14 protein-coding genes are annotated in these 14,548 nt (G+C 46.1%); 8 read left to right on the top strand and 6 right to left on the bottom strand.

Going from position 1 to position 14,548, the window contains the following annotated elements; all coding sequences use genetic code 11:
- Window positions 1-81 precede the first annotated feature (81 nt).
- Entirely contained in the window at window positions 82-1,029 is a 948-nt protein-coding gene (gene rssA / locus BM607_RS02820; protein WP_006081176.1) for a patatin-like phospholipase RssA, read from the top strand.
- Window positions 1,030-1,160: 131 nt separating this feature from the next.
- On the opposite strand, the gene BM607_RS02825 is transcribed toward rssA, so the two are convergent.
- The gene (locus BM607_RS02825; RefSeq protein ID WP_011846498.1) at window positions 1,161-2,174 is read right to left on the bottom strand and encodes an NADP-dependent oxidoreductase; all 1,014 of its coding nucleotides are present in this window, start codon (window positions 2,172-2,174) and stop codon (window positions 1,161-1,163) included.
- Between the two features lie 147 nt (window positions 2,175-2,321).
- Here BM607_RS02825 and BM607_RS02830 point away from each other — a divergent pair, with 147 nt between their 5' ends.
- From BM607_RS02830 to BM607_RS02860, 7 genes are all read left to right on the top strand, one after another.
- Window positions 2,322-2,855: a MarR family transcriptional regulator gene (locus BM607_RS02830; protein ID WP_071938977.1), complete on the top strand. Its 534-nt coding sequence runs from the start codon at window positions 2,322-2,324 to the stop codon at window positions 2,853-2,855.
- Between the two features lie 120 nt (window positions 2,856-2,975).
- Window positions 2,976-3,665: a hypothetical protein gene (locus tag BM607_RS02835; protein WP_071938976.1), complete on the top strand. Its 690-nt coding sequence runs from the start codon at window positions 2,976-2,978 to the stop codon at window positions 3,663-3,665.
- 259 nt (window positions 3,666-3,924) lie between these two features.
- Window positions 3,925-6,042: an anaerobic ribonucleoside-triphosphate reductase gene (gene nrdD / locus BM607_RS02840; RefSeq protein WP_087486467.1), complete on the top strand. Its 2,118-nt coding sequence runs from the start codon at window positions 3,925-3,927 to the stop codon at window positions 6,040-6,042.
- A gap of 113 nt (window positions 6,043-6,155) precedes the next feature.
- Window positions 6,156-6,617 carry an anaerobic ribonucleoside-triphosphate reductase-activating protein gene (nrdG, locus tag BM607_RS02845; protein ID WP_071939283.1) on the top strand — a complete coding sequence of 154 codons (462 nt, stop codon included), beginning with the start codon at window positions 6,156-6,158 and terminating at the stop codon, window positions 6,615-6,617.
- A 114-nt stretch (window positions 6,618-6,731) separates the two neighbouring features.
- Window positions 6,732-7,088, top strand: coding sequence for a YibL family ribosome-associated protein (locus BM607_RS02850; protein ID WP_006081182.1), 357 nt, complete (start codon window positions 6,732-6,734; stop codon window positions 7,086-7,088).
- A 273-nt stretch (window positions 7,089-7,361) separates the two neighbouring features.
- A complete protein-coding gene (ribA, locus tag BM607_RS02855; RefSeq protein ID WP_006087423.1) occupies window positions 7,362-7,976 on the top strand; it encodes a GTP cyclohydrolase II in 615 nt (204 codons plus the stop codon).
- A 57-nt stretch (window positions 7,977-8,033) separates the two neighbouring features.
- Entirely contained in the window at window positions 8,034-9,011 is a 978-nt protein-coding gene (locus tag BM607_RS02860) for a hypothetical protein (protein WP_071938975.1), read from the top strand.
- A 95-nt stretch (window positions 9,012-9,106) separates the two neighbouring features.
- On the opposite strand, the gene BM607_RS02865 is transcribed toward BM607_RS02860, so the two are convergent.
- The 5 genes from BM607_RS02865 to BM607_RS02885 form a co-directional block, all read right to left on the bottom strand.
- Window positions 9,107-9,565: a FlxA-like family protein gene (locus BM607_RS02865; protein ID WP_071938974.1), complete on the bottom strand. Its 459-nt coding sequence runs from the start codon at window positions 9,563-9,565 to the stop codon at window positions 9,107-9,109.
- 291 nt (window positions 9,566-9,856) lie between these two features.
- Entirely contained in the window at window positions 9,857-10,240 is a 384-nt protein-coding gene (locus BM607_RS02870; RefSeq protein WP_011846505.1) for a VF530 family protein, read from the bottom strand.
- Window positions 10,241-10,422: 182 nt separating this feature from the next.
- Window positions 10,423-11,883 carry a carbon starvation protein A gene (locus BM607_RS02875; RefSeq protein ID WP_071938973.1) on the bottom strand — a complete coding sequence of 487 codons (1,461 nt, stop codon included), beginning with the start codon at window positions 11,881-11,883 and terminating at the stop codon, window positions 10,423-10,425.
- A 197-nt stretch (window positions 11,884-12,080) separates the two neighbouring features.
- Window positions 12,081-12,791: a two-component system response regulator BtsR gene (btsR, locus tag BM607_RS02880; RefSeq protein WP_006081188.1), complete on the bottom strand. Its 711-nt coding sequence runs from the start codon at window positions 12,789-12,791 to the stop codon at window positions 12,081-12,083.
- Window positions 12,788-14,485, bottom strand: a complete 1,698-nt coding sequence (locus tag BM607_RS02885) for a sensor histidine kinase (RefSeq protein WP_071938972.1) — start codon at window positions 14,483-14,485, stop codon at window positions 12,788-12,790. The genes btsR and BM607_RS02885 overlap by 4 nt, the downstream gene beginning before the upstream one ends.
- Between the last annotated feature and the right edge of the window lie 63 nt (window positions 14,486-14,548).

The raw sequence follows: 14,548 nt of genomic DNA on the forward strand, positions 1-14,548 counted from the left end.
GCCTTGGTTTCACCAATTGACAGTGGATATGAAAGGATTTTACGTTATCGTGTAGTGGATTGAGTAACAGGAGAATGATTTATGGCTAACGGAACAACCCCTTCGGTAGGTATTGCCTTGGGCAGTGGCGCTGCGAAAGGTTGGGCGCACATTGGCGTGTTGAATGGTCTTGCCGCCATGGGGATCAAACCCGATAAAGTTGCGGGATGTTCGGTGGGCGCTTTAGTGGGCGCCGCGTACGCCCATGACCATTTACCTGAATTAGAAGAATGGGTTCGGAGTTTCTCTAGCTGGGACGTACTTGGCTTGATGGATATTCGATGGCGTAAAGGCGGCCTTATCGGCGGTGATAAGGTATTTGATGTGCTGCAAGCTCGAATAGGGGATGTGAATATTGAGAACCTCAACCGTCCTTTTGCGGCGGTTGCGACCGACTTGTACTCTGGGCAGGAGATTTGGTTTACTGAAGGGGATTTACGTCAAGCGGTGCGCGCTTCTTGCTCTATGCCGGGGATTTTGGCGCCTGTGAGACAAGGTGACCGCTGGCTTGTCGATGGTGCTGTGGTGAATCCAGTGCCTGTTTCTGTTAGCCGTGCCATGGGTGTCGATGTAGTGATAGCCGTGGATTTATATGGTTATCATTCTGGTCGCATCCAAGTATTGCCGGTGAGCATGACGAGCCAAAAAAACGTTGAAGCTGAAATGGATATGTCAGCGCGACAAGAAACGGGATTTATGGATTTGTTTGCCCGTGGCCGAGATTATGTCAGCAATCTGACCGATAAGTTTTCACTTGGCACTAAATCGAATCCAGGCATGATTGCTGTAATGTCGCAATCTATGGGCATTTTAGAGCAAAGACATAAACGGGCGCGCTTGATGGGCGATCCGCCAGATATTTGTATTGTGCCTGAGGTTGGCAATATCGGCACTATGGAGTTTCACCGTGCTGATGAGGCGATTGCCGCTGGTGAAGCTGCTGTGGAGAAGGTGGCTCACTTGATTGAAGCTGCACTGTGGAAGGGCTAAAACGTTAAAAGATAAACAGTTGACTATCAAATAGAAAAAGTCGGTACAACTCGCGTTATACCGACTTTTTTCCTATCTAAAACTGAGTCTTGCTATCTAAAACTGAACATTTATGTCGCTTTGATGGCGAGTTACGCTAATTTCACCAACATTTTACCGCGATTCTTACCTTCAAACAGACCGATAAAGGCATCAGGTGCTTGTTCAAGCCCTTGATAAATGGTTTGTTCAGCTTTGACTTTACCTTCAGCTAACCATTGAGCCATTTTCACGGCAAACTCAGGATAATGCGCCCAATGTTCGGATACGATAAAACCTTCTAACTTAAGTTTACGCATCACTATCAGGGCCAAGTTGTCTGGACCAGGTGTTGGCGCTGTGTCGTTATACTGCGAAATCATACCGCAAACGGCGATACGACCATGATCTTTCATATTGCTCAGCGCTGCGGCTAAATGCTCGCCACCGACGTTTTCAAAGTACACATCAATCCCTTCTGGCGCGGCTTTTGTGAGCGCTTGGGTGAGATTGCCACAGGTTTTGTAATTAATGATGGCATCAACACCATAGCTTCGCAGCAATTCCGCTTTTTCGTCTGAACCCACTGAGGCGATTACGCGAGCACCCATCAGTTTACCAATCTGGCAAGCAACACTGCCGACGGCGCCTGATGCGGCAGAAACAAACAGGGTTTCACCCGCTTTTAAATCTGTGATGCGAGTGAGTCCCGTCCACGCTGTCATGCCGGGCATACCCAGCACGCCGAGGAAATGTGAACTGTCTAATTCGGTTTGCGGCAGAGCGGTCAGTCCAGCCGTGTCGGTGACAGCGTGCTCGCGCCAACCTAACATGCTGCTGACTTTAGTGCCTACTGGGAAATCACTGTTTTTAGACGCGATAACTTCACCAATCGCGCCGCCTTCTAAGACTTGATTTAAGGCGAAGGGCGGAACATAACTCTTACGATCTACCATGCGGCCGCGCATATAAGGGTCGACCGACATCCACAGGTTTTTAATCAACACTTGGCCATCGGCGAGCGGTGCTAAGGATTGATTTACTAAAGCAAAATTCTCAGCCGTAGGCATGCCTTCAGGGCGACTGGCTAAATGGATTTCACGGGTTTCAGTAATAGTGCTATTCATAGAAAATTAACCTTTTGTTTGTGCACAAACTAACTGCGTCAACTGTACGTGGCTTCATGACACAATGCAAATACTTTGCGCGCAAACTAGATGCGATGGGGCGGATCGGATAAGATAGCGCTATGTTTGAATGACAGGCGCTTAAACGTGCAAAATTGTTTATCTCACCCAGAGCTCGGATCTACAGAGCAGAGTCAAAACCCAGAGCCGCAGAACCCAGGGCCACATAACACAGAGGTACAGAATCCCGAGCCAAAGGATGCACTGTGTTTATCTGATAATGTGTGCTTCGCGTTATATTCTGCGAGCAATGCCTTAGTGCGCGCTTATCGGCCTTTACTCGAGGCATACGAGTTAACTTTTCCTCAATATCTGGTGATGCAAACCCTGTGGCGTCAAAATGGCTGCAGTCAAACCCAGCTATCGGCGGCGACTAAGCTCGATATGGGGACGCTAACGCCTATTGTTAAGCGGTTAGAGGTAAAAGGCTTGATCACGCGTTTGGCCTGCGTTGTAGATGAGCGGAAAAAATTGATCACTCTGACGGCTCAGGGAGAGGCGATTAAGCATGAAGCCCTAGCCTTGAAACAAACTTTGCTAAATAAAGTGCAGATGGACGCCGAGGCACTCGATTTACTGAGGCGGCAATGTCTTGCCCTTATTGAAGATTTACATTCCTAGAGATAAAGCTACTGGTGCTGTTCGCTACCCGAGAATTCAGGCTCTGCACAGATTAATACTTGATTGGCTTAGTTTTTGCTTTAAAACCGTCATTGAGTCTTAGACGCCGAATTTTTGACGATGAATTCTATTTTAAATGCCTTCAATCTTAATCGCAGCAGTACCAGTATCGCCGATGCCTATGGTGCCAATAGCCAAAAGACGAGTACGGCTAAAACCGATGCGACCACTGAGACCAAGAAAACTCAGACGGATGCCGCTAAACCCGACACTGGTAAAGCCGATGAGATAGCGCTGTCGCCACGGGCGCAACGTGCACAGAAAATTCAGTCGATGGCGAAGGATTTTTTTGCCGATGGCAAATTTGGTGTCGCCGATATTCCTGCATTAGTGTCACGTTTACAAAAAGACGGCATTTTATCGGACGTGCAACTCGACCGTTTATCAAAAAACGGTATTACAGTTCCGAGCACAACCACGCCGAGTAAGCAGTCGCTGCAAGATTTCTTAGATGATGAGCTCAAATCATTAGCCAAAAAATCACCGAATGACCCCCTGATCAATACCTTGGTCGATGCGAAAAACGTTTTGACCAATATGGATGATGCTCAGTCGCCGGTGCTTGCCCAAAAAGCCACCAAAGTCCTTGGCCAATTAACGGATTATCTGAATTCCGAGCCACCGCTAACAGATGCCCAAAAACAGCAATGGCAGGGGCTTAAATCTATGATGCAACTCGCTTCGTCTATGGGCTCGCATCAGTCGGCATCGGGCCAACTCAGTAGTTATCTCGCACTCGCTAAGCGTTAATCTTGAGTTATGGTGTTTGATCATCACTGATTTCAGGCATCAACTAGCTGGGTTTAATCAGCAGGTCAAGGCGCAATTTTCAGATAATTGGGCCTAGCTGCAGTTCTGGTTTGTTCTTTTATTTCATCCTAAAAACTATGATCTGGATCATGGACGCCTAACCATCGTTGTAGCCTAATGCTCTACATATTGTGTTTTATGCTTTTAAAATCACTAGATGTAGTGTTAATTTTTAGGCGAGATGGAGAGGAACTGAACAATGCCAGTCGTAATTAAGCGTGATGGTTGCCGCACACCTTTTGATGAAACAAGGATACGGGATGCAGTGAATGCCGCTGCAAACTCAGTTGGAATAGAGGATGGCGACTATGCAGCGACAGTGGCAGCGTGTATCAGTCAAAGCGTTGCGACCTTAACCGAAGTCGATATCCATCATCTGCAGGATGCGGTTGAGAATTTACTGATGGAAGGGCCGTATAAGTCCTTGGCGCGGGTTTATATCGAATACCGTCACGACCGAGATGTGTGCCGTGAAGCGACCAGTAAATTAAACCTCGAAATCCGTGGTTTAGTCGAGCAAAGTAATGCGGCGTTACTCAATGAAAATGCCAATAAAGATTCGAAAGTTATCCCAACTCAGCGAGATTTACTCGCGGGCATAGTCGCCAAACATTATGCCAAGAGTCATATTTTGCCAAAGGATGTGGTTGCTGCCCATGAAGCGGGGGAGATCCACTACCACGACTTAGATTACTCGCCATTTTTCCCGATGTTTAACTGCATGCTGATTGATTTGGCTGGCATGTTGACCCATGGCTTTAAAATGGGCAATGCCGAAATCGAAACCCCTAAGTCTATTTCAACGGCGACAGCCGTCACCGCACAGATCATTGCCCAAGTGGCGAGCCATATTTATGGCGGCACGACCATCAATCGTATCGACGAAGTGTTGGCGCCATTTGTCGCTAAGAGCTACGACAAGCACTACCAAATCGCCTTGAATTGGAAGATCACCGACGCCAAAGCTTTTGCCACGGCGCAAACTGAAAAAGAATGTCACGATGCATTTCAGTCTTTGGAATATGAGGTTAATACCTTACACACTGCAAATGGCCAAACACCGTTCGTGACCTTTGGCTTTGGTTTAGGTACCTCGTGGGAATCCCGCTTAATTCAGCAATCTATGCTTAAAGTACGGATGGCGGGATTAGGTAAAAATCGCAAGACGGCAGTTTTTCCTAAGTTAGTGTTTGCGATTCGCGATGGCATTAATCACAAAGCTGGCGATTGCAATTATGATGTCAAACAGATGGCGCTCAAGTGCGCGACTATGCGCATGTATCCCGATATTCTCAATTACGAGCAAGTCGAGAAAGTCACTGGATCATTTAAAACCCCAATGGGTTGCCGCAGCTTTTTAGGCACCTATGAGGAAAATGGCGAGCTCGTGCATGAAGGGCGCAATAATCTCGGGGTAGTGAGCTTAAACTTGCCGCGGATTGCTTTAGAAGCCAAGGGTGATGACGCTGAATTTTATCGTATTTTAGATGACAGATTAGTCTTAGCTCGTAAAGCGCTGGATACCCGCATTGAGCGACTCAATGGCGTCAAAGCCCGCGTGGCACCAATCCTCTATATGGAAGGCGCCTGTGGTGTGCGCTTGCGCGCCGATGATGATGTATCTCAAATTTTTAAAAATGGTCGCGCTTCGATTTCACTCGGTTACATTGGCCTGCATGAAACCATGAATGCACTCTATGGCACCCAAACCCATGTATTTGACGATGCACAATTAAGGGACAAAGCCGTCGCTATTGTTGCCTATCTTAAAGCCGCCACGGATGCGTGGAAGGCTGAAACAGGTTATGGCTTTAGTCTGTATAGCACGCCAAGTGAGAGTCTCTGCAGCCGTTTTTGTAAACTGGATGCGAAGCAATTTGGCCTAGTCACAGGCGTGACAGACAAGGGCTATTACACTAATAGTTTCCACCTTGATGTGGAAAAAAGCGTTAACCCCTACGATAAAATTGATTTTGAACAGCCATATCCCGCAATCGCGAACGGCGGCTTTATTTGTTATGGCGAATATCCCAACATGCAGCATAACCTCGAAGCGCTGGAAAATGTGTGGGATTATAGTTATAGCCGCGTGCCTTACTATGGCACTAACACGCCAATTGATGAATGCTACGACTGTGGCTTTACTGGCGAATTTAGCTGTACCAGTAAAGGGTTCACTTGCCCTAAGTGCGGCAACCATGAGCCAAGTCGGGTGTCAGTGACGCGCCGAGTCTGCGGTTACTTAGGCAGCCCAGATGCGCGGCCCTTTAATTATGGTAAACAGGAAGAAGTAAAACGTAGGATCAAACACTTGTAACACTAATATTTTATCCTGCTTGTTAGACTTATTCCGTGGCATCACGTGGCATAAATCGTGGCATGGGATAAGTCCCAATGTTAAAAGATGAAATGCACTATGAAGTACTATCAATGAATTACCATCAATATTTCCCTATCGATGTGGTCAATGGCCCTGGTACCCGTGCGACCTTGTTTGTCTCTGGCTGCGAGCACCAGTGCCGTGGTTGTTACAATCAAAGTACTTGGGATCCCCGTTCTGGGCATGTTTTTGATAGAACGATGGAAGATAGGATGATTGCCGATCTCAATGACAAGCGGATTGTACGCCGTGGTTTGTCGCTCTCGGGGGGCGATCCTTTATTGCCCGTCAATCTCAGTGCCATTTTGGCGCTCGTCAAACGAGTCAAGGCAGAGTGTAAGGGGAAAGATATTTGGCTGTGGACGGGTTATGTGATCGATGAGTTGAGTGATGAACAGCGCGCCGTGTTGGCCTATATTGATGTGCTGGTGGATGGCAAATTTGAACAAAGTCTTGCCGATCCAAGTCTCGTATTTCGCGGTAGCAGCAATCAGATCATTCGTTTGTTATAAAAGCGGTAACGAGGATCTGTAACTTGCTGCTATAATCTCAGGCCTTGACACAGACGCTAGCATAATCAGGCTAAGATTTTACTGTGGCTAACTTAGGTAATTTAAGGTAACAGAATGAATTTAAAGCAAGAACTGCAGCAGCTTAACGATAAATTAGATAAATTTCGTCGTAAACTTGCTGCGGCTGAACAAAGAGGCGATGACGTCATTATTGCCCAGTTCAAGCGCGAAATCGCTGCAGTCACTAAGCAAATTGGCAGTGTGAAAGGCCAACAAACCCGCTTATTGAATAAGCAAGGTTCAGATATCAAAGGTTTGTCTTTCCATCGCGCTTTGACTAAAGATGAACAAGCGGACATGGGCAAACTGAAAAAGTCTGTCAAAGGTCTTGTGGTGATCCACCCTATGACGGCTATCGGCCGTGAAATGGGGCTAAAGGAAGTCACTGGATACGCGCCCGCAAAATTTTAATGTGGGTTAGGCTGTCACTGACACGGGATCGAGTGTCGATCGCGTGTTGGTGCGCCTAGTACTTTAAGCACAGCTTCGTTTTAATCCATTCCTTCGTGCTGCCCATCGAAAATGACATTCATGTTTGGTTTAGTTGATTAAAACACTAAAGTATTTCTTGATTGTTCAAAAACACTTTAGAATAGTGCGCTTAGTTGGCTAAGTGCCTAATCCTCGTTTGTTTCTAGGGATCTTATTCGTCTCATGGAATGAGAGTTGTCGTTAAGGTTAAGTATGTCGATAAAATATGTCGCGACGTCAAAGTTACCCACTCCTTGGGGCGTGTTTGCCATGCATGGTTTTGAAGATACAGAATCAGGCAAAGAGCATGTTGCGCTCACATTCGGTACGCTCAGTGCGGATGAACCTGTGTTGGGTCGAATTCATTCCGAGTGTTTAACTGGCGATGCGTTATTTAGCTTGCGTTGTGACTGTGGTTTTCAGTTACAAGCGGCGATGCAAAATATTGCGGAAACGGGCAGTGGCTTTATCCTCTATTTGCGCCAAGAAGGCCGTGGCATTGGTTTGTTGAATAAAATCCGCGCCTACGAGCTGCAAGATAAAGGTGCCAACACAGTTGAAGCCAACGAGCAACTGGGCTTCGAAGCCGATATGCGTAAATACGACATGATCAAACCTATGCTGGAACAGATAGGCGTGAAGCATGTGCGTTTGATGACCAATAACCCTCGTAAAGTGAAAGCAATGAAGGAGTTTGGCATCGAAGTGGTTGAGCGCGTACCGCTGCAAGTTGGTAAGAATCGTTACAACGAAGCCTACTTAAAAACCAAATCCACTGAGCTTGGACACATGATGTCTGAATATCATTTTATGGATGAAAATAAGTAGCTTTGTATTTATGATGGGTCGACCGATTGAGTCAGAAATGAGTAAGGTTTAAGTCAATTGAGCCATTTTTTCAGTCGGTTGCCATTATGTTTGTCGTTAACTTGCTTAGTATTTCTGAGCATTGTTCCTGCCGTTTTCGCCAATAGTGCATCCCCCGCCAATACGTTTACACCTGCGACACTTACATCTGCGTCTCAAGCGAATGATGCTGGTTTGCCTGTCGATCCTGTTTCTATCAGTCACGTGCCTAGCAGTAATGCCAATGGCAGCAATCCGATTGAGTCGAGCAGTAATCCCAATTCTGTTTATGCCTTTGGCAGTTATCTCGGCACTGGTGTGTATCGCGCCGCTAACCAAAATGCGACCGTGGTCAGTATTCCGTTAAGTTTTGATTTAAAGAAAGATAGCGGAAGCCAGACTTGGTTACGTTTACCTATCTCCTTTGGCTTTTTTGATTATTTAGCCAAAGATATCACTGAAGGCGAGTTACCGTCGTCGATAGGCACTATGACCATTACCCCAGGTTTTGAGCATCACTGGCAGGCGAGCGAAAACACTCGAATGGAAGGGTATTTAGATATCGGTTTTGGTACTAACTTCGATAAAAACGATAACGTTGCCATTATCGCCTCAGGGATCAGTAGCTTGTATGATTTCACCCTAGCTGGGCAAGATGCGGTATGGGTGTCGAGATTACGTTTCGCTGGGTACAGTGAGCACTATGGCAAGTTTGCCGATCAATTTGCGGTGTTACAAACTGGCGTTGATTTAGGATTAGCGCCGCGCTGGCAATGGTGGGATCTGCAGGTGCAACCAAGGATCTTTGCTGTGGGTTATTGGTATTTCAATGAGCTCAGATTTATCAGCGAGATAGAGCAAGATACCATAGTTTCAGGCAGTTATGAGGCTGGTTTTTCCCTCGCGTTTTCTAAGCCCCTTGGGGGCGAATTGCTGGGTGTTGATCGTATTGGATTCAGCTATCGCCGTGGTGATGGATTGAACATTTGGCGTTTGATGTTCAGCTTTCCCATCTAAGTAGGGTCAACTAGACGGCTTGAATATATAAACCGCTTGAACATGTCGATGTTGTGAACATGGGTTAACTTAGCACAGTATTATCACCGCTTAATTTAAGCCGATTCCTTTTTTTGGGCTTCGCGCATCTTCTTCTCAGTCAAGGTTGCTATCTGACTACTCAGCTGCATTATTTGTTCTTGGATCATCTTACGTTGCTGATCTGCGGTCTCTGAGTCATCATTTTCAAGCTTGGCCAACATTTCTTGGAGTGCCTTGATTTGCTCTTTTATTTTTTGGATCTGCTGATCAATTAACGTCATGGGTTCTTCTGATGAGGCATTGTCGACTTCATTCTTTTTGGCTGAGGCTTTGTCTCTTAAGGTTGCGCCCACATCTGCGGATAAAGCTGCGCGGCCCGCATTAGAAATGGAGACAGTGTCTTGGCTATCTTGTGAGTCAGAGGGCTCACTATTTGCTGTTTGTGTTGCGGTTGGCGTCGCTGCGATATATGCGCTTGATATGGCGGTGAAAGCTGAGCTAGTTGCGCTACTGTTTATTCCATTAATGTTCATTTAACACTCCATTGATGCAAACTGCGTTGATACTCAAGTCACTATCACAATCAGTATCGGCCATCGATTTGAAAACTGAAGTCAATTTTGGTTGCTCAGCTAAAAAGAGTACAAGCTATTGGTTCACAAACTATTTGTTAGCGCTATTAGCCGCCAATAGATTAGCACAAATAGATTAAGGCTGTAGGTGAGTACAAATAGGTTAGTGAAAATTGATTCACAGCAGGTTAATCACGATAGTACAGCCCTTATGCTAGGGCTGTTTACGTTTTATGGCAGCAGAGGCGAGGATTAATTATTGCCCCAAATATGGCTATTTACTGTGCCATCTGAGCTGGGTTTATCGCTTTTAGCCGGCTTTTCGGGAGCGGTTTGAGTTGGCTTTTTAGTCGCGATTTTTGCCGCAGGCTTTTTAGCGGCTTGGCTCGCTTCGGCTTTAGGTGGCGGTAACGGTAATTTGTTGGCTCTTAAATAAAGATATTCGACTTTATCCCGCGCCCACTCTGTTTTTCTTAAAAAACGTAAACTGGATTTGATGCTGGGATCGTGAGTAAAACAGCGGATATTAATTCTCTCACCTAATTCTTCCCAGCCGTATTTCTCGACTAAGTAAGTGATGATCGTTTCCAGTTTAATGCCGTGGAGCGGGTTATTCGATTGATTCATATTATGCATGTTGCAGTGTGCTATGGCGTGAGTATAACAGTTTTGTATGCCTGATACAGTGTGCAATGGTATCGAGTCAAGCCTGAATACCTTGCTCGCTCACACCAGAGTCTGCAGTTATTGATGGAGCAGTATGAGCAAAACAGGCGCAATAAAGCGCCTGTTTTAGCTTGGTCATTTGGACTATTTTGTTAGTCTTTGACTATTTCTTTAAGCTCAGTTTCTACTGGTAAGTCAATCTCACCTTTACCTTTGGTTTTAACAATCAACAGCGCTGTAATCACTAAGGTGGTGACCACGCCCGCTATGGTTGATACCGTCATAGGTAAGCCTGCACCTAAGGTTGACGAGTTCAGCAGGAAGGTGATGACCACTGTGGTCATAAACATCGCTGGAATAGTCGCAATCCAATGCAGTTTGTTATGGCGTAACAGGTAAGCCGAAGCCGTCCACAGCATTAATACCGCGGTGGTTTGGTTTGCCACACCGAAGTAGCGCCAAATGACACCAAAATCCACTTGAGTCAACATACCGCCGATAACAAACAGTGGGAGAGCTAACACTAAGCGTTTTGGCAGTGAGATTTGTGGCATGTTGAAAAATTCAGCCAGAATCAAACGCGCAGAGCGGAAAGCAGTATCACCTGAAGTAATCGGCAGGATAATCACACCTAGGATAGCCATAAAGCCACCGACAGCGCCTAACAGACCAGTAGAAGCCTCATAGACCACGTTGGCAGGGTTGCCTGACATGCCCGCACTTAAGCCTTCAACACCGCCGAAGTATGACAATGCAATCGCACACCAAAGCAGCGCAATAATGCCTTCGCCAATCATGGCGCCGAAGAAGACGAAGCGACCATTGGTTTCGTTTTCAACGCAGCGTGCCATTAATGGTGATTGCGTTGCATGGAAACCTGATACCGCGCCACAGGCGATGGTGATGAATAGCGCAGGCCAAAGTGGCATGTCATTTGGATTTAAGTTTTGGAAGAAATCGCCCGCTTGTACGTTAGGCAGTAAGGTGTGCTCGCTTGATAGGATAATCGCGAAAGCCAGACCGAACGACATGAAGAACAGTAAAGCGCCAAAGAAGGGGTACAGACGACCGATAATTTTATCGACTGGCACCACAGTTGCGATCAGGTAGTAGACGAAGATAATGCCGACGAAGATACTGACGTCCCAACCGGTAAGCTTGCCCAGTAAACCTGCAGGCGCAGAGATAAAGACCACACCAACCAGCAATAACAGCACGATAGCAAACACGTTCATGAAGTGTTTGGCACTCTTTCCTAAATATTTACCCGCAAGGTTTGGCACAGATTGGCCGCCGTTGCGCACTGACAACATGCCAGAGAAGTAGTCATGCACTGCGCCCGCAAAGATACAGCCAACCACAATCCACAACATGGCCGCAGGACCATAGAGTGCACCTAAGATAGGACCAAAGATTGGGCCTACGCCTGCGATGTTCAATAATTGAATTAAATAGACTTTGCCTTTAGACATAGGCACAAAGTCGACGCCATCAGTTTGAGCGAAAGCGGGTGTTTGACGATTAGCGTTAATGCCGAAGACTTTCTCGACAAAGGCGCCATAGATAAAGTAGCCGCCGATCAGCAGACCGACACAGAGTAGGAACCACATCATTTTTGTTATCTCCCCATTTGAGTTCTGGCGAGTGTAAACAAGTTGTTGATATAAAACTTCGCAATCTCAATGAGTGGTCGAAAATGCAGGGTGAGCGGTAATAGGTGGGCTTGAGTGGTTGCAATCGTATGTTAACGACGGGTGTTGTTGGCCATCTTGTGACTAAAAATACCCGCTAAGATGGCTTTTTGCTTGAGTTATTGGAAGCCGAACAGCTGTTTAAGGCTCTTAAGATAACGCCGTGAGACGGGCACTTTATCCCCTGAGTGGGTGGTGACTTCGGCGCCCGTGTCTAACAGCTCAATTTCGGCAATCGCCTTAGGTGAAATCAAATACTGCCGATGGCAGCGCACCAGTGGGGTTTTTTCTTCAAACACTTTTAAGGTCAATTGGGTATGGACTTTGCCTTTCGTACTGGCCACATGGATGCCGCTCAAATCACTGAACACATATTCCACATCTTGGATTGCAATCACCTTGAGTTTATTGCCGCTGTAACAGGGAATATGTTCCAGACGCTTTGGGGTAATGGGATCCATAATTTGAGGCGTCAGATTTTTACGCACCCGAGTGAGGGTTTTACTGAGTCTCTCGGCATCTATCGGTTTAAGCAAATAATCGAAGGCATGGTTATCGAAGGCCTTGACGGCAAATTCGTCGTAAGCGGTAACAAACACAATTTTTGGCATGTTATCGGGGTCGAGCATAGCGATAAGTTCCATGCCCGAAATGCGCGGCATTTGGATATCGAGAAAAATTAACTGAGGTTTTTCTTTGGCTATGCTTTGCAACGCCTCGATGGCATTAGCGCATTGACCAACAATTTCAATGTCGTGTTCTTGCCCCAAAAGATCGGCTAATTCTTCACGAGCAAACAGTTCATCATCAACAATTAAACAAGTGATCACGTGCGGGTGTCCATATTGGATATCTCAGGGTTTTCTATAGGTAATCTTATGGTGACACGAGTCAATTCATCGGCTTCGCATTCCACAGTAACACCATATTGTTCGCCAAAAATATTTTGAATGCGTTTATGCACTAAGTTCATCCCTAGGCCTTCAGAGCCCTCAACGGGCTGATATAATCCGGCATTGTCTGTGACTTCTAATTCCAACACATGATTTTCAAGCTTGCCCGTCACTTTGATCTGCCCTTGCTCTATCATGTGCGAAGTGCCGTGCTTTACGGCATTCTCAATAATCGGCTGCAGGGTAAAGGCCGGTACTTTGCAGTGGTAGAGTGATTCAGGTATCGCGATACTGACTTGTAATTTATCAATAAAACGCGCTTTTTCAATGGTGAGATAGGACGCGATGTGATCTAGCTCATCCCCAAGTGTCACTAAGCCTGTCGTTCGCTTTAAATTAATCCGTAAAAATTGAGATAACTGCTGCAGCAATTGCTTAGACATATCGGGATCGCGCTTGATAATCGCGCTAATGGTGTTAAGTGCATTGAATAGAAAGTGTGGATTAACCTGCGCTTGCAGTAATTTCAATTCGGCTTGAGTTAGCAGATTTTGTTGTTGCTCAAATCGGCCATAAAGAATTTGGTTTGATAACAGACGGGCAATACCTTCACCTAAGGTGCGGTTAATATTCAAAAAAAGTTTATTTTTCGGCTCGTAGAGTTTAATGGTGCCAATGACTTCGGTATCACTGCGCAGTGGGATTACCAGACTCGAACCTAAACGACAATTACTTGAAATAGAACATGAGTAAGGCATTTCAACGCCATCTGCGAACATGACTTTATTTTGATTAATCGCCTCTAAGGTGATCTTAGATGAAATCAGCGTGCCAGGCAGATGATGATCGGCACCTATGCCAATAAAAGCCAACAGTTTTTCCCTGTCAGTGATGGCTACTGCGCCTACATTGGTTTCTTCTATGACGATTTTGGCGACACGGCTGCTGCTTTCTTCGTTAAATCCTTTGGATAGGAGTCCGACACTGCGTTCGGCTATCTTTAATGCTTTAGTTGAAAAACTGGAGGAAAGTTTATCGAACATAGTTTTTTGGTCGCGGATCATGCTCATAAAGAGTGCCGCTCCCACGGAATTGACTAACAACATGGGCGGCGCGATTTGACGCACTAACTCCCACGCATCATCGAAGGGGCGGGCGACCAGTAAGATGATGCTCATTTGCATCATTTCGGCATAAAAAGTCACTAGGCAAACGAGTAATGGATTGTAGATAAGCTCACTTTTACCCGCACGTCTTAAGTAGAAGCTTATCATCCCAGCGGATAAGCCTTCTAAGGTGGTGGAAATGGCGCAGGCTATTTCCGTAAAGCCGCCCATACTGTAGCGATGCAGTCCGCCAGTCAGTCCAACTAGAAAACCGGTAATCGGTCCGCCTAGTAATCCACCTAAGACAGCGCCCATAGCACGGGTGTTGGCAATCGCGCCTGATGTTTGCTCACCAAAATAGGTGGCCATGATGCAGAAACTTGAAAAAATCAGATACATAAAAATCTTATGTGGCAGACGCGGTGAGGTTTCGGCAAACAGTTTAAACAGCGGCGTTTTACTGACTAAGTAAACGATCACTAAGTACAGCGACATCTGTTGGGTCAATAATAGGATTAAAGACATATATGGCTCACATTATCGTCACAGATGTCAGCGCAGTGGTATCAATTATAAAGTCTGTGCGCG

This window comes from Shewanella sp. SACH, from assembly GCF_001887095.2.
Lineage (GTDB): Bacteria > Pseudomonadota > Gammaproteobacteria > Enterobacterales > Shewanellaceae > Shewanella > Shewanella baltica.